13 protein-coding genes are annotated in these 14,909 nt (G+C 68.9%); 10 read left to right on the top strand and 3 right to left on the bottom strand.

Going from position 1 to position 14,909, the window contains the following annotated elements; all coding sequences use genetic code 11:
- The first annotated feature begins 90 nt into the window (after positions 1-90).
- The 10 genes from N792_RS01115 (at position 91) to N792_RS01070 (ending at position 9,577) form a co-directional block, all read left to right on the top strand.
- A complete protein-coding gene (locus N792_RS01115; protein WP_036191667.1) occupies positions 91-528 on the top strand; it encodes a hypothetical protein in 438 nt (145 codons plus the stop codon).
- A gap of 98 nt (positions 529-626) precedes the next feature.
- Entirely contained in the window at positions 627-1,667 is a 1,041-nt protein-coding gene (locus N792_RS01110; protein ID WP_224743966.1) for an AI-2E family transporter, read from the top strand.
- Between the two features lie 37 nt (positions 1,668-1,704).
- Positions 1,705-2,433, top strand: a complete 729-nt coding sequence (locus N792_RS01105) for an HAD family hydrolase (protein WP_036191662.1) — start codon at positions 1,705-1,707, stop codon at positions 2,431-2,433.
- Positions 2,430-3,812 carry a leucyl aminopeptidase family protein gene (locus N792_RS01100; RefSeq protein ID WP_036191660.1) on the top strand — a complete coding sequence of 461 codons (1,383 nt, stop codon included), beginning with the start codon at positions 2,430-2,432 and terminating at the stop codon, positions 3,810-3,812. The genes N792_RS01105 and N792_RS01100 overlap by 4 nt, the downstream gene beginning before the upstream one ends.
- Positions 3,813-3,968: 156 nt before the next feature.
- Positions 3,969-4,541, top strand: a complete 573-nt coding sequence (locus N792_RS01095; protein ID WP_036191658.1) for a hypothetical protein — start codon at positions 3,969-3,971, stop codon at positions 4,539-4,541.
- A complete protein-coding gene (locus N792_RS01090) occupies positions 4,538-4,834 on the top strand; it encodes a transcriptional regulator (protein WP_036191656.1) in 297 nt (98 codons plus the stop codon). The genes N792_RS01095 and N792_RS01090 overlap by 4 nt, the downstream gene beginning before the upstream one ends.
- A 139-nt stretch (positions 4,835-4,973) precedes the next feature.
- A complete protein-coding gene (locus N792_RS01085) occupies positions 4,974-6,242 on the top strand; it encodes an efflux RND transporter periplasmic adaptor subunit (RefSeq protein WP_036191653.1) in 1,269 nt (422 codons plus the stop codon).
- Between the two features lie 118 nt (positions 6,243-6,360).
- On the top strand, positions 6,361-7,068 hold the full coding sequence (locus N792_RS01080) for an ABC transporter ATP-binding protein (RefSeq protein WP_052103235.1): 708 nt from the start codon (positions 6,361-6,363) through the stop codon (positions 7,066-7,068).
- A gap of 10 nt (positions 7,069-7,078) precedes the next feature.
- Entirely contained in the window at positions 7,079-8,236 is a 1,158-nt protein-coding gene (locus N792_RS01075; protein WP_036192289.1) for an ABC transporter permease, read from the top strand.
- Between the two features lie 12 nt (positions 8,237-8,248).
- On the top strand, positions 8,249-9,577 hold the full coding sequence (locus N792_RS01070; RefSeq protein WP_036191650.1) for an ABC transporter permease: 1,329 nt from the start codon (positions 8,249-8,251) through the stop codon (positions 9,575-9,577).
- 822 nt (positions 9,578-10,399) lie between these two features.
- Here N792_RS01070 and N792_RS01065 read toward each other — a convergent pair.
- The 3 genes from N792_RS01065 to lipB all read right to left on the bottom strand — a co-directional run bounded on the left by N792_RS01065 (position 10,400) and on the right by lipB (position 14,907).
- On the bottom strand, positions 10,400-12,646 hold the full coding sequence (locus tag N792_RS01065) for a carboxy terminal-processing peptidase (RefSeq protein ID WP_084105257.1): 2,247 nt from the start codon (positions 12,644-12,646) through the stop codon (positions 10,400-10,402).
- 300 nt (positions 12,647-12,946) lie between these two features.
- Positions 12,947-13,960: a lipoyl synthase gene (lipA, locus tag N792_RS01060; protein ID WP_036191647.1), complete on the bottom strand. Its 1,014-nt coding sequence runs from the start codon at positions 13,958-13,960 to the stop codon at positions 12,947-12,949.
- Positions 13,961-14,178: 218 nt separating this feature from the next.
- Positions 14,179-14,907: a lipoyl(octanoyl) transferase LipB gene (gene lipB, locus N792_RS01055; RefSeq protein WP_084105255.1), complete on the bottom strand. Its 729-nt coding sequence runs from the start codon at positions 14,905-14,907 to the stop codon at positions 14,179-14,181.
- Between the last annotated feature and the right edge of the window lie 2 nt (positions 14,908-14,909).

Genomic DNA, 14,909 nt, shown 5'->3' with positions numbered 1-14,909 from the left:
CCGTCGCCACGCATGACCAGCGCGGTTGCGGTCGCCGCAAACACACACCGTCGGGGCCCGAACGCCCCACTTGCAGGGGAGTCCAGTGCCATGAGATTCGACACGCTTGTCGCCAAGGTCGCGCGAGCCGAGGACGCACTGGAGGCCCACGAACGCCGGATAGGCGCGGACCTGCGCCAACTCGCGCAATCGTGGAAAGCCGCCTGGACGCCGGGGCGGATCGTCGTTGCCGGACTTGCCAGCGGTTTCCTGATTGGCCGCGCGGAGCCGTTGCGCGCGGTTGCCCGCGGCGGCGGCGCGGTGCGGATCGTGTCCTTGCTGACCAGCGTGTTTGCCAGTACCCGCGCGGCCGTGGCGGCGGACGAGGCCGACGACTCGGCCCGGAACGTGGACGCCGTGGCCGGCGTGATGACGGACCGGGCCGCGCCAACCGACGCTGCGATGGCCGCCGGCGAACGGCTGGCCCACGACTACCTGGAACGGGTCGCTGCCGCCGCCCGCCAGGCCGGCAGCACCCGCGAGCCATGAATACCCCGGCACCGGACCCCACCGCGGCAGCCGATGCTACGCGCGCCGCTGCGGCCGGCGCGCCGCCTGCCGCGTCCGATGAGCCGCCCCTGTCGCCCATGCGCCCGCGCGCCTCCAGCGCGTTGATCGTGCTCGCCACACTCGCCGTCGGCTACACCCTGTGGGCCGCACAGGGCGTGATCCTGCCGATCCTGCTGGCGATGTTCTTCGCCTTGATCGGCAACCCCATCATCCGCGGCCTGCGCAGGCTGTACGTCCCGCGTGCGCTGGGAGCCGTCCTGGTGCTGGTCGGCGGCCTCGTGGGCACGGTCGCGCTGGGCACCCAACTGGTCCAGCCGGCATCCGAGTGGGCCCGTCAGGTCCCGCGCGAACTGAAACAGTTGGCACCGAAGCTGCGCCAAATGAGCAAGCCGGTGCACGCAGCCAACGAGGCCGCGGCCAACATCGCCCGGGCCACCGAGGCCGGCGACGGCAAGCCGGTGCAGGTAGTCCGCACGGAGGCCAACGAGCCCTACAAGTCCCTGACCGCCACGCCCCTGATGATTACCTCGTTGTTGGCGGTGGTGCTGCTGACGTTTTTCTTCATGGTCTACGGCGAGAACCTGCAGCGCAACGCGCTGTCGCTGCTGCCAAGCCGCCAGCAGAAGCGCGTCACCGTCGAGATCATGCAGTCGATCGAGACCGAGATTTCCCGCTACGTGCTGACCATCAGCCTGATCAACCTGCTGGTCGGGTTGGCGCTGGCCGGTGCACTGGTCCTGCTGGAGGTGCCGCTGGCCGAGGCGCTGTTGTGGGGGACGATGGCCGCCGTGCTCAACTTTGCACCCTATGTCGGCCCACTGATCGGCATCGCCATCATGTTGCTGATGGGTTTCGTCGCCTTCGATGAGTTGTGGATGTCCCTGCTGCCGGCGGGCATCTACCTGTTTTTGCACACGCTGGAAGGCCAGCTCATCACCCCCATCGTGCTGGGCCGGCAGATGCGGCTGTCGCCACTGGTGCTGATCCTCGCGTTGATGGCGTTCGGCTCGCTGTGGGGGATCATCGGCCTGCTGCTGGCGGTGCCGTTGCTGGTGTGCGTGAAGATCGTGCTGTCGCGGATCGAGGGACTGGAGGGCTGGGCCAAGCTGCTGGAGTAAGGAAAACCCGTGCTGGCCGCGGCGGTAGAATGGCCGGGTGAGTTTTCCCGTCCATGCCATCACCCTCGATCTCGACGACACGATCTGGCCGATCGCGCCGGCGATCGTCCGCGCCGAGACCGCGCTGGATGCCTGGCTGGCCGAACACGCCCCGCGCGCGGCGGCGATGTGGCCGCTGGCCGAGCGCCAGCGTCTGCGCGAAGTGGCCAACACCGAACGGCCGCGCCTGGCCCACGACATGACCGCCCAGCGCCAGTGGATGCTGGAGCGGATGCTCGCACTGGCCGGTGAGGACGTCGCCCTGACCGGCAGCGCGTATGACGCCTATTTCGCCGCGCGCTGCGATGTCGAGCACTACGCCGACAGCGTGCCGGCGCTGGAGCGGCTGGCCGCGCGGGTACCGCTGGCGGCGCTCAGCAACGGCAACGCCTGCCTGCAGACCATCGGGCTGATGCACCTGTTCGCGTTCCAGCTCGGCGCGCGCGAACACGGCGCCGCCAAGCCGGCAGCGAGCATCTTCCGCGCCGCCTGCGACCGGCTCGGACTCGCCCCCGCGCAGGTGCTGCACGTGGGAGACGATCCGCACATGGACGTCATCGGCGCGCACGAGGCGGGCCTGCGCACCTGCTGGGTCAACCGCGTCGACGACGCCGGAAAAACCCGCGACTGGGAACGCCGCAGCCTCCGTCCCGATCTTGAATTCCCCACCCTCGCCGCGCTGGCCGACTGGCTGGATGCGAACCACCTGGAGCCGATATCCCGATGAGCCTGCCCTCCGGCTTTACCACTGATGCCACTGCCGACGCCGACGCCCTGCCGCTGCATGTCGTCAGCCGCGAACACCTGGCCGACTGGCGCGCGACCCAGCCGACGGCGGTGGGCACCTGGCTGGATGCGCAGGCATTCGACGCTGCGCCGGGCACCGCCCTGCTGCTGCCGGGCAACGACGGTGCGGCCAGCGCGGCGGTGATCGGCATCGGCGATCCGCTCGACCCCTACAGCTACGGCCACGCACCGTTTGCGCTGCCGCCGCGCGCGTTCCGGCTGGCCGATACGCAGGACACCGCGACACTGGCCGCGCTGCAACTGGGCTGGGGTCTGGGCGCATACCGGTTCAACCGCTACAAGCAGCCGCCCCGCCCACCGGCACGGCTCGTGGTCGACGACAACCCCGGGGTGCGCGACGCCCTGGCGGCCTGCGTGCGCGTGCGCGACCTGGTCAACACGCCGACCGAGCACATGGGCCCGGACCAGCTGGAGCAGGTCGCCTGCGAGATTGCGGAACGCCATGGCGCGAAGATCGAGGTGATCAGCGGCGACGACCTGCTGGCCCGGAACTTCCCGACCATCCACGCGGTGGGACGCGCCAGCCATCGCGCGCCGCGGCTGATCGCGCTGCGCTGGGGCGATGACGCGCATCCGCACGTCGCGCTGGTCGGCAAGGGCGTGTGCTTCGACACCGGTGGCCTGGACGTCAAGGGTGCCGACGGCATGCGCAACATGAAGAAGGACATGGGCGGCGCGGCGCACGCGATCGCGCTGGCCGAATGGATGATGGCGCGCCAGCTGCCGCTGCGGATCACCCTGCTGGTGGCGGCGGTGGAGAACGCGATCGGCCCGGACGCCTTCCGCCCCGGCGAGGTGATCACCACCCGCGCCGGGATCAGCGTGGAGATCGACAACACCGACGCCGAAGGCCGGCTGGTGCTGTGCGACGCGCTGGCCTACGCCGGCGAGCAATCGCCGGAGCTGCTGCTCGATTTCGCCACCCTCACCGGCGCGGCGCGGATCGCGCTCGGCCCCGACCTGCCGGCGCTGTACAGCAACGACGACACCGTCGCCGACGCGTGGCTCACCGCCGGCCTCGCCCAGCGCGACCCGCTGTGGCGGATGCCGCTGTGGCAGCCGTACTGGCGTTACCTGGGCAGCCCGATTGCGGACATCGCCAACAGCGGGCCGTCGAAGATGGCCGGCAGCATCAACGCCGCGCTGTACCTGGAGCGCTTCGTTCCGGCCGGGCAGAAGTGGGCGCACCTGGACGTGTACAGCTGGAACGACACCGATCGTCCCGGCCGGCCGGCGGGTGGCGAGGCGCAGGGCCTGCGAGCCGCGTTCGCGATGTTGCAGGCGCGCGCGGGGGGTTGATCGCCCACGCGACACCCAGGACCGCAGGAAGTCCAGTCGGACAACAGCCCACCTGTCGCCCGGGGACCGCGACTGTTTGTCGCCAGCCGACCTGTCACGGTTGACAACTCTGTTTTTTAGAGTACTTTGCGAACCACACTTCCGCGGAGCCCCGCCATGACCAGCACCGACCACCTCCGGCAAGACCTCGACTACGTCGCCCGCGCGGTGCGCCGCAGCGACCGCTGCAGCGGCGTCCCGGCGATCTACTTCCTGTGGGCCGCGATCATAGTCGTCGGCTTCGCCCTGCCCGACTTCGCCCCGCAACTCGCGCCGCTGTTCTGGCTGGTGTTCGGCATCGGGGGCGGGCTCGCCAGCTGGTGGCTGGGCGCGCGCGAGGATCAGCGCAGCGGCACGCTCGATCGCGAACTCGGCCGTCGCCACGGCTACCACTGGCTGGTCGGCGGCATCGGTTTCCTGGTCTGCTGGCTGCCGGTGCTGCGCGGCGCGCCGATCGAGTTGATGGCCGGCAATTTCCTGCTGGTCGCCGGCCTGGTCTATGCGCTCGCCGGCGTGCACCTGGAGCGGCCGCTGCTATGGAGCGGCCTGCTGATGCTCGCCGCGTTCGCGGTGTTGTCGCTGTTCGCGCCGCCCTACACCTGGACCATCACCGGCGTGGTGATCGGCGCGTCGCTGCTCTGGGCCGGCCTCGCCAGCCGCAAGACCCGCGAACCGGCCGTGCACCCATGAAAGCGCTCGATGGCCTCGACCCGGTGTTCGAACACCGCGCGCGGCTGGCGATCAGCGTGCTGCTGGCGCGCCATGGCGAGATCAGTTTCGCCCGCTTCAAACAGCAGCTCGAGATGACCGACGGCAACCTCGGCGCACAACTGCGCAAGCTCGAGGAAGCCGGCTGCATCGAGCTGCGCCGCGACTTCGTCGAGCGCAAGCCGGTGACCTGGTATCGCCTGACCAAAGCCGGCCGCAAGGCGCTCGACCGCCACCTGCAGGCGTTGCAGGCAGTGATCGCCGCGGCCGGTTGAGCCCGGGCCGGCACCCCAGCACGGTACGCCGCGAACACGGCGGGAAACTCAATCCCACCGGCCCGAAGGACTTCCAGCAGGTTGGCGATCGCGCCAATCTGCCGTCACACTCGGCGCTGTCCTGCGTCCTGGGTTGCATATGACTGCACAAACCGACCTGTTGAAGGAACTTCGCATCGACCGCAGCGCCCCGCCACCGGCGCCTTCGCGGCGGGGACTCTGGATTGCCGTGGCCATCGCCGCCGCCGTGGCGTTGCTGGCGCTGGCCGGTTGGGCCTTGTTCGGCCGCGACGACGCGCCGCTGGTGCAGACCGCGCCGGTGGTCGCAATCGGCGGCGGCAACGGTGGCAGCGCCTCGGTGCTCGACGCCACCGGCTACGTGGTCGCGCGGCGGATGGCGACGGTGTCGGCGAAGGTCACCGGCAAGGTGCGCGAGGTGCTGATCGAGGAAGGCCAGCGGGTCGAGGCCGGCGAGGTGATGGCGACGCTCGATCCGGTCGACGCCAACGCCCAGCGCGAACTCGCCGTCGCCCAGCTCAATGCGGCGCGCAGCCAGATCGGCGGCGCCCAGGCCCGGCTGCACGAGGCGGACGCGAACGCCACCCGCCTCGGCGCGCTGGTCGGCCAGCAACTGGTGTCGCAGGCCCAGTACGACCAGGCGGTCGCCGAACGCGACGCGCTGCGCTCACAGCTGCTCACCGCGAAGCGCCAGGCCGAGGTCGCCGCCGAGCAGCTCGCCGTCGCCGACAACGGCGTCGACAACACGGTGGTGCGCGCGCCGTTCGCCGGGGTGGTGATCGCCAAGGCCGCGCAACCCGGCGAGATGATCTCGCCGCTGTCGGCCGGCGGCGGCTTCACCCGCACCGGCATCGGCACGATCGTGGACATGGATTCGCTGGAGGTCGAGGTCGACGTCGGCGAGTCCTACATCGGCCGGGTCACCCCGAAGATGCCGGTCGAGGCGATCCTCAACGCCTACCCGGACTGGCGGATTCCCGGCGAGGTGATCGCGATCATCCCCACCGCCGACCGCGGCAAGGCGACGGTCAAGGTGCGCGTGGCGCTGCACCAGAAGGACCCGCGCATCGTGCCGGACATGGGCGTGCGGGTGAGCTTCCTGGAGCCCGCAGCAGCCGGCGGCGCCGACCAGGGCAAGCCCGGCGTGCTGGCTCCCGCGGCGGCGATCGTGTCGCGCGACGGCGAGCAGGTCGCGTTCGTGGTGGCCACGCCCGCCGCGAAGGAAAGCAAGGTCAGCCGGCGCGTGCTCCATCTCGGCCGCAGCCTTGGCGATGACCGCGAGGTCACCAGCGGTCTGGGCGGCGGCGACGTGGTGGTGCTGGATCCACCGCAGGCCCTGGCCGACGGCGCCAGCGTGCGCGTGGCCACGCAGACGGATTCAGACAAGTAATCCGGACAAGTAATCCCGACAAACAATCCAGACAGGTCATCCGGACAGGTCGTCCAGACAAGCATTCCCGGCAATTCCACCAGGCGATCCATCGCCCCATCCCAACGAGGACGGCCCCATGTCACTGGTATCGATCCGCAACCTCACCAAGGCCTACCAGCGCGGCCCGGAAAAGGTCGAAGTCCTGCACGGCATCGACCTGGACATCGGCGAAGGCGAGTTCGTCGCGTTGATGGGGCCGTCCGGCTCGGGCAAGACCACCCTGCTGAACCTGATCGGCGGGCTCGACTCGCCCAGTGACGGGCAGATCGAGATCGAGGGCCAGCGCATCGAGCAGATGAGCGGCGGCCAGCTGTCGCAGTGGCGCAGCAACCACGTCGGCTTCGTGTTCCAGTTCTACAACCTGATGCCGACGCTGACGGCGCAGAAGAACGTCGAGCTGCCGCTGCTGCTGACCCGGCTGTCGGCGGCGCAGCGCAGGCGCAACGCGGGGATCGCGCTGGAGCTGGTCGGCCTGGCCGATCGCGCCAGGCACCGCCCCAACGAGTTGTCCGGCGGCCAGCAGCAGCGCGTGGCGATCGCCCGCGCGATTGTGTCCGACCCGACCCTGCTGATCTGCGACGAGCCCACCGGCGACCTGGACCGGCAATCGGCCGAGGAGATCCTGGCGTTGCTGCAGTCGCTCAACCGCGACCACGGCAAGACCATCGTGATGGTCACCCACGACCCCAAGGCGGCCGACCACGCGCAACGCACGATCCACCTCGACAAGGGCGTCCTGGTCGACCGTGATGATCAGGACCGCGATCTGGCACTGGAACACTGAGGGCGCCGCCATGAAATACCTGCACCTGATCTGGGCAGCGTTGTTTCGCAGCAAGACGCGCACCCTGCTCACCCTGCTGTCTGTGGTCGCGGCCTTCCTGCTGTTCGGCATGCTCGATTCGGTGCGGGTGGCCTTCAGCTCCGGCGGCAGTGTCGCCGGCGCCGACCGGCTGGTGGTGTCCTCGCGGCTGTCGATCACCCAGCCGTTGCCGTACCGCCTGGTGGCGCAGATCGAAGCCGTTCCCGGCGTGAAACAGGTCGCCTTCGCGAACTGGTTCGGCGGCATCTACCGGGACCCGAAGAACTTCTTCCCCAACTTCGCCGTCTCGCCGAACTACCTCCAGTTGTACCCCGAATACCGGGTGCCGGCGGAACAGCTGAAGGCCTTCCAGGCCGACCAGACCGGCGCAATCGTCGGCGCTTCGCTGGCCAGGCGTTTCGGCTGGAAAATCGGCGACACCATCCCGCTGCAGGCGACGATCTTCCCGAAGAACGGCAGCAACGACTGGAGCTTCACCCTGCGCGGCATCTACGAGATGGAGGACCGCAAGCGCGCCGGCGAGGAGAACCAGCTGATGTTCCACTGGAAGTACTTCGACGAGGCCAACGACTACATGCACGGCCGGATCGGCTGGCTCATGGTCCGGCTCGACGATGTCGACCAGGCCTCGCGCGTGGCGCTGGCGATCGATGCGCTGTCGCAGAACTCCGACCACGAGACCAAGACCCAGACCGAGCAGGCGTTCAACCAGGCCTTCATCAAGCAGTTCGCCGACATCGGGCTGATCGTCAGCGCGATCATGGGCGCGGTGTTCTTCACTCTGCTGCTGCTGACCGGCAACACGATGGCGCAGGCGGTGCGCGAGCGCATCCCGGAACTGGCGGTGATGAAGACGATCGGTTTCAGCGACCGCAGCGTGCTGGGGCTGGTGCTGGCCGAGTCGATCCTGTTGATCGTGCTCGGCGGGCTGCTCGGGCTGGGCCTGGCCTCGGCGCTGATGCCGATGGTGAGCTCCCTCAGTGGCGGCACGATCCAGTTGCCCACCGTGCCGGCGGGCACCTGGCTGGTGGGGTTGGCATTGATGGTCGGCATCGGCGTGGTCGTCGGCGTGCTGCCGGCGTTGCGCGCGATGCGGCTGAATATCGTCGATGCCCTGGCCGGGCGCTGAGCGGAGAATCCGATGAAGCACTTCAAGAAACGCCTGAAGGGATGGCTGCTCAATGCCGGCATCGTGCTGGCGATCCTGGCCGCGCTGGTGGCATGGATCCAGCTGCCGTGGCAGGGAGTGGTCGCGCTGGTGGTGCTGCTGGCCGCATGGCTGGGATTGACCCGCCGCGGCCGGCAGACGCTGGCGGTCGCCGGCGTCGGCATCGCCGGGCTGCCGCAGCGCTGGGGCGCATCGATGGTGATCGTGGTCGGCATCGCCGGCGTGGTCGCGGTGCTGGTGGCGATGCTGGCAATGGGCGAAGGCTTCCAGGCCACCCTCAACCAGACCGGCAGCGACGACGCGGCGATCATCCTGCGCGGTGGCTCGCAGGCGGAAACCAACTCGATCATCAGCCGCGACCAGGTGCCGCTGATTTCCTCATTGCCCGGTATTGCGCGCGGCAGCGACGGCCGCCCGCTGGTGTCGCCGGAGTTGTCGCAGGTCGTCAACATGCGCAGCAAGGGCGACGGCAGTGACGTCAACGCGCAATTGCGCGGCGTCGGTGCGCAGGCGTGGGAACTGCGCCCGCAGGTACGGCTGGTCGAAGGCCGCAAGTTCCAGCCGGGGCTGCGCGAGCTGGTGGTCGGCAAGGGCGCGCAGGCGCAGTTCCTCGGGCTCGACGTGGGTTCGTCGGTCAAGCTCGGCAACCAGCAATGGAGCGTGGTCGGCCTGTTCGCCAGCGGCGATGCGCACGAGTCGGAACTGTGGGCCGATGCCGAGGTGGTCGGATCGGCCTACAACCGCTCCTCCTACCAGTCCGTCACCGTGAAGCTCGCCGGCAAGGACGGTTTCACCCAGCTCAAGGCCGCGCTCGCGGCCGACCCGCGGCTCAAGCTCGACGTGGAAACCACCCGCGCCTACTACTCCAAGCAGTCCGAGGGCCTGACCAGGCTGATCACGGTGCTGGGCACGGTGATCGGGACGATCATGGCGATCGGCGCAGTGTTCGGCGCGCTCAACACCATGTTCGCCGCCGTCGCCGGTCGCGCGCGCGAGATCGCGACCATGCGCGCGCTCGGCTTCCGCGGCCTGCCGGTGGTGGTGGCGGTGATGCTGGAGACGATGCTGCTTGCGTTGCTGGGCGGCCTGCTCGGCGCCGGACTCGCGTGGCTGGTCTTCAACGGCTACACGGTGTCGACGCTGGGCAACAACTTCAGCCAGGTCGTGTTCCAGTTCAAGGTCTCCCCCGAACTGCTGTGGAACGGCCTGAAGTGGGCGCTCGGCATCGGCCTGGTCGGTGGCCTGTTTCCGGCATTGCGGGCGGCAAGGTTGCCGGTGACCGAGGCGTTGCGGGCGGCGTGAGACGGTCGCTGCGATCTGTATGGCCGCTGGGCCAACCGGGGCCGGTAGCGGCCGGGCTCGACTGGCTGCATTGACTGTTGCGCTGGCTGCATCGGCTGGCCGCCAATTTGGAGCGTCAGCAATTGACGGGCTGATGATTGGTGCGCGCGGGAGCCGCGGTGCGGGGCATTGCTGCACCCCTCGGTCAGGGCGTCCTGCCCTGACTCGGGGCCGCAGGCCATCCATGGCCTGCTTTCCGCAACAACCCCACACCACGCCTCCCGCCGGATGTCTCGTCGCTTCGGTGGATGAGCCGGCCTCGTCGTAGCAGCGACGTCAGTCGCGAATCTGCGGATGCTGGAAGCGGTGGTCAGGTCGCGACTCACGCGGCTTTGCTCCGCTCCTACTGGACACCATGAAAACCAAGCGACGGGGCGGCGTCCTGGGTGGGCATTGCGTAGAGCGGACATGGATGTCCGCGGCGGCGAGCCGGCCAAGGGTGAGCGCAGGTGGCTTGCGCGGCACTGCCGCGCGCCTGTGCGAACGCCCGGCGTGCCGCGCCGGGCTGGACCGCAGAGCGGGCCGACCGAGCCGAGGAGCAATACCCACCCAGGGCGACGCTCCCACCCGAAGCCATTCATCGCACACCTTGCCCTTGGTCGTTGCCCCTTGGCTGCCGTTGCCGTTGCCACGATCCACCGACCCACCGCACAAACGGCTTCCCGACGGCCGCTGAAGACATCCGCTCGATAGGCAGACAGCCGCACATCTGGCATTCGCGTCACGCAAAACAACACGGGCACCCGAAGGTGCCCGTGAGTCTGCGTCGCTATCGCGTGGGCTTCAGTCAGCCCAGTGCCCGGCCCGCGTGGAAGCCGGCAACACGACCGCCGACAGCTTGCGGTCGTTGTCGAGCAGGTACACGGCGTCGGCGAGGATCGCGGCGGATTCCTGCAGCAACGGGTCCGGCCGATCCTCGGCGGCCTTCTCGCGCGCGGTGTCCTGGCGGATGTCGCGTTCGTTGGCGGTCAGGCCATCGTCGGCGGAGGCCAGGGCCAGCGGATCCAGCGCGAGACCCAGCTCCTTGCGGGTTTCCTGGCGCTTCTGGCGGCGCGCTTCGTTCGTGTCCCGCTCGGTCCGGCGCTCGGTTTCGTTCAACGAGATCGACGTCTTCGCCGTCTCGGCACGGAACCTGGCAACGTCCTCCCTCCACCACTGGAACTCCAGGTTGTTCGCCACGCGCCGGCTGTGCAGCTGTTCCAGCGTCGGCAACATCGGGGCGAAATTGCCGTACGTCACATGCGGCACCGCGGCGATGCGGGTCCAGGGCAGCGCGTTGTCGTAGGTGCTCTCGCCGTATTCGCTGGCGTCCACCGAGGCCGGGAAGCTGATGTCCGGCACCACGCCCTTGTTCTGGGTCGAGCTGCCGCCGGGCAGGAAGAACTGGGCGACGGTCAGCTTGACCTGGCCGAAGCGCTCTTCCTCGTTGGCCGGCCAGCGGTCCAGGTCGACCAGGTTCTGCACGGTGCCCTTGCCGAACGTGGTTTCGCCGATCACCAGCCCGCGGCCGTAGTCCTGGATCGCGCCGGCGAAGATCTCCGACGCCGAGGCCGAACCGCGGTTGACCAGCACCGCGAACGGGCCGTCCCACGCCACGCCGGGTTCCTCGTCGCTGTTGACCGAGATCCGGCCGCCGGACTCACGCACCTGCACCACCGGGCCGCGGTCGATGAACAGGCCGGTCAACTCGATGGCTTCGTTCAACGAGCCGCCGCCGTTGTTGCGCAGGTCCAGCACCACGCCGTCCACCTTCTTGGTTTTCAGCTCGCGCAGCAGCCTGGCCACGTCGCGGGTGGCGGAGGCGTAGTCGTCCTTGTTGAGGCGACGGCCTTCGAAGTCCTGATAGAAGCCGGGCAGTTCAATGATGCCGATCTGCTTTTCGGGCATGTTCCCCTTGGCCGGGATGTCGAGCACCTTCGACTTGGCGGCCTGGTCCTCCAGGCGCACCCGGTCGCGGGTGATCAATACCCGCACAGGCTTGCTGTCCATGCCCGCTTCGGCAGGCACCATGTCCAACCGCACCTGCGAGCCCTTCGGCCCGCGGATCAACGCGACCACGTTGTCGATGCGCCAGCCGATCACGTCCTCCATCGCGCCACTGGTGCCCTGGCCGACGGCGACCACGCGGTCACCCGGGGCGAGGAGGCCGGACTTGTCGGCCGGACCGCCGGGCATGATCTCGCGGATCGCGACCACGTCGTCCTGCTTCTGCAGCACCGCCCCGATGCCTTCCAGCGACAGCGACATCGACAGGTTGAAGTTCTCCGCCGAGCGCGGGGTGAAGTAGCTGGTGTGCGGGTCGATCGCGCTGGTGTAGCTGTTGAGGAAGGTCTGGAACACGTCCTGGCCTTCCAGCTGGGCGACGTTGTCGGCCAGGCCGGCGTAGCGCTTGTCGAGCGTCTCGCGGATCTTGTCGGCCTCCTTGCCGGCCAGCTTCAGCCGCAGCCAGTCGTTGCGCACCGACTGTTTCCACAGTTCGTCCAGCTCCGCCCGGTCGGCCGCCCACGGCGCTTTCTTGCGGTCGTAACGGAACTCGTCGTTGCCGTCGAAGGTGAAGATGTCCTGTTTCAGCAGTGCACGGGCGTAGGCGATGCGCTCGTCGACGCGCTGGCGGTAGGTCGCGAAGATCGCGTAACCCGGCTCCAGCTCGCCGCTCTTGATCGCGTCGTCGAGCCGGGTCTTGTACTGGTCGAAACTGTCGATGTCGGCCTGGGTAAAGAATTGCTTGCCACCGTCGAGCGCTTCCAGGTAGCGCTTGTACATGTCGGCCGACAGCGCGTCGTCGAGCGGCCGCGGGCGGTAGGCGTAGCGGCTGTCGGACAGCAGCCCGTAGACCAGTTTGGCCGCCGTGGCCTGGTCGGCCGTCGGCGCGCTGGGCAGGGCGCCGGCTTTTTTCGGGGTGACCGGCTGGGCCAGCGTGGCCGGCGGATCGACCGCAAGCGGGGAAACAACCGGACCGTTGTCGGCACGCGCCAGCAACGCCAGGGGCGCGGTCAACAGCAACGCAAGCAGGTGGGTCTTGGCAATCATCGGGAAAGGCTGGGCGGCCGGCAGTGAAGGGGGATGGCGCGGGGACGGCGGGGTGACTGGGAGGCCTGGCGCGGGACTGCGAGGCTCAGGTTGCAAGGGGATTGGACAGTTCGACAGTGCCTAAAGTTGCGCCGGCTGTCATGCATGCCGGCGGAATGCAGCGGGCCAATCACGGGGCTTCGGCCGCATCCGCGCGGCGTGTCGGACACCGTAAGGCATTCGATGTGACGCGAATACGACGGCCGGACGGCCAACGCCGCCGGCGCTCACTGTCCGGCACGAAGGCGGCGTCAGGATGAATCAGGCGGTAACCGCCAGTCCGGCTTCGGCCGCCGAGCGGTCCGCGTGGTACGAGGAACGCACCAGCGGCCCGGAGGCGACATGGCTGAAGCCGAGCCCCATGCCGAACACCTCCAGCAGCTTGTACTCCTCCGGCGTCCAGTAGCGCATCACCGGGTGGTGGTGGGCGCTGGGCTGCAGGTACTGGCCGATGGTGATCATGTCGACGTCGTGCGCGCGCAGGTCGCGCAGGGTCTGCTGCACCTGCTCCATGGTCTCGCCCAGGCCGAGCATGATGCCGGACTTGGTGACGACCTCGGGGTGCTGCGCCTTGAACCTCGAAAGCAGGGTCAGCGACCACTGGTAGTCGGCGCCGGGGCGGACGTTGCGGTACAGCTCCGGCACGGTTTCCAAGTTGTGGTTGAACACGTCCGGCGGACTGGTGACGAGGATCTCCAGCGCGCGCTCCATGCGGCCTTTGCCGCGGAAATCCGGGGTCAGGATCTCGATCCGGGTGCCGGGGCTCTGTGCGCGGATCGCCTCGATGCAGTCGACGAAGTGCTGGGCCCCGCCATCGCGCAGGTCGTCGCGGTCGACCGAGGTGACCACCACGTACTTCAGGCCCATGTCGGCGACGGTGCGGGCCAGGTTCGCCGGCTCGGACGCGTCCGGCGGCTTGGGCCGGCCGTGGGCCACGTCGCAGAAGCTGCAGCGGCGCGTGCAGACCTCGCCCAGGATCATGAAGGTCGCGGTGCCGTGGCCGAAGCACTCGTGGATGTTCGGGCAGCTGGCTTCCTCACACACGGTGACCAGCCGGTTCTCGCGCAGCTTGGCCTTGAGCTTGGCGACCGCGTTGCCGGACGGAATCCGCACCCGGATCCACGACGGCTTGCGCAGCACCGGCGCGTCGGCGAACTGCACCGGCGAGCGGTTGATCTTGTCCCCGGCGAGCTGCTTCACGCCGGGCTGCAGGGAGGCCGGGGCATCGCTGCTGATGACCGCAAGCGGGATGGTTCTGGTGGCGTTATCGGTCATGTCGATGCGGAACTCTTGATGTTGACCCCCTCTTCCGTTTGCGGAAGACGGCCGGGGTGAGGGTGTGCGAAACGGACTGGCGTCGAACGCGCGGGTCGCCTGCCCTCACACCCCAAGGGTGCTTCCTTCGGGGCCTCCGCCCCCGGATCAAGTCCGGGGCAGGCCCTTCGGGCACCTTCTCCCGCTCGCGGGAGCAGGGAAGAACAAAAAGGAGAGGCTCACCAGGTCGCCACACATTCCGGCAACGGCGCGCTTTCGACGGCCAAGCCGAACTGCGCGGCCAGGTGTTCGACCAGCGCCGGCTTGACCGCCTGCAGCCCCGAAGGGCCGCCCAAGTCTACCATCGAGGTCACCTGCAACCCCGCGTAACCACAGGGATTGATGCGCCGGAACGGCGACAGGTCCATGTCGATGTTGAACGCCAGCCCGTGGAAGCTGCAGCCGCGCCGCACCCGGATCCCGAGCGCGGCGATCTTGGCGCCGGCGACGTAGACCCCGGGGGCGCCTTCGCGGCGGACCGCCTCGATGTTCCAGTCGGCCAGGGTGTCGATGATCGACTGCTCGATCCGGCACACGTACTCGCGCACGCCGACCTTCAGCCGGCGCAGGTCCAGCAGCGGATACAGCACCAGCTGGCCGGGGCCGTGGTAGGTCACCTGGCCGCCGCGATCGACCTGGATCACCGGGATGTCGCCGGCCATCAGCACGTGCTCGGGCTTGCCGGCCTGGCCGAGGGTGAACACCGGTTCGTGCTCGACCAGCCACAGCTCGTCGGCGGTATCGGCATCGCGCGCGTCGGTGAACGCCTGCATCGCGTGCCAGACCGGCTCGTAGGGCTGGCGGCCGAGGTCACGCACCAGCGCCACCGGCAACCGGCGGCGCTTGTCGATCCTGCCGGCGGTCCCGGCTGGGTCGGCGGCATCGGAAACCGCGGGTTCAGCGGCCATGA

Source organism: Lysobacter concretionis Ko07 = DSM 16239, assembly GCF_000768345.1.
GTDB classification, from domain to species: Bacteria; Pseudomonadota; Gammaproteobacteria; order Xanthomonadales; family Xanthomonadaceae; genus Novilysobacter; species Novilysobacter concretionis.
The sequence above is the reverse complement of the archived record's forward strand: the minus strand, read 5'-3'. Positions and strand labels throughout refer to the sequence as shown.

Coding starts and splice junctions, on each gene's coding strand:
- N792_RS01115 (WP_036191667.1), top strand. CDS start 91: ATGAGATTCGACACGCTTGTCGCCAAGGTCGCGCGAGCCGAGGACGCA.
- N792_RS01110 (WP_224743966.1), top strand. CDS start 627: ATGCGCCCGCGCGCCTCCAGCGCGTTGATCGTGCTCGCCACACTCGCC.
- N792_RS01100 (WP_036191660.1), top strand. CDS start 2,430: ATGAGCCTGCCCTCCGGCTTTACCACTGATGCCACTGCCGACGCCGAC.
- N792_RS01095 (WP_036191658.1), top strand. CDS start 3,969: ATGACCAGCACCGACCACCTCCGGCAAGACCTCGACTACGTCGCCCGC.
- N792_RS01090 (WP_036191656.1), top strand. CDS start 4,538: ATGAAAGCGCTCGATGGCCTCGACCCGGTGTTCGAACACCGCGCGCGG.
- N792_RS01085 (WP_036191653.1), top strand. CDS start 4,974: ATGACTGCACAAACCGACCTGTTGAAGGAACTTCGCATCGACCGCAGC.
- N792_RS01080 (WP_052103235.1), top strand. CDS start 6,361: ATGTCACTGGTATCGATCCGCAACCTCACCAAGGCCTACCAGCGCGGC.
- N792_RS01075 (WP_036192289.1), top strand. CDS start 7,079: ATGAAATACCTGCACCTGATCTGGGCAGCGTTGTTTCGCAGCAAGACG.
- N792_RS01070 (WP_036191650.1), top strand. CDS start 8,249: ATGAAGCACTTCAAGAAACGCCTGAAGGGATGGCTGCTCAATGCCGGC.
- N792_RS01065 (WP_084105257.1), bottom strand. CDS start 12,646: ATGATTGCCAAGACCCACCTGCTTGCGTTGCTGTTGACCGCGCCCCTG.
- lipA (WP_036191647.1), bottom strand. CDS start 13,960: ATGACCGATAACGCCACCAGAACCATCCCGCTTGCGGTCATCAGCAGC.
- lipB (WP_084105255.1), bottom strand. CDS start 14,907: ATGGCCGCTGAACCCGCGGTTTCCGATGCCGCCGACCCAGCCGGGACC.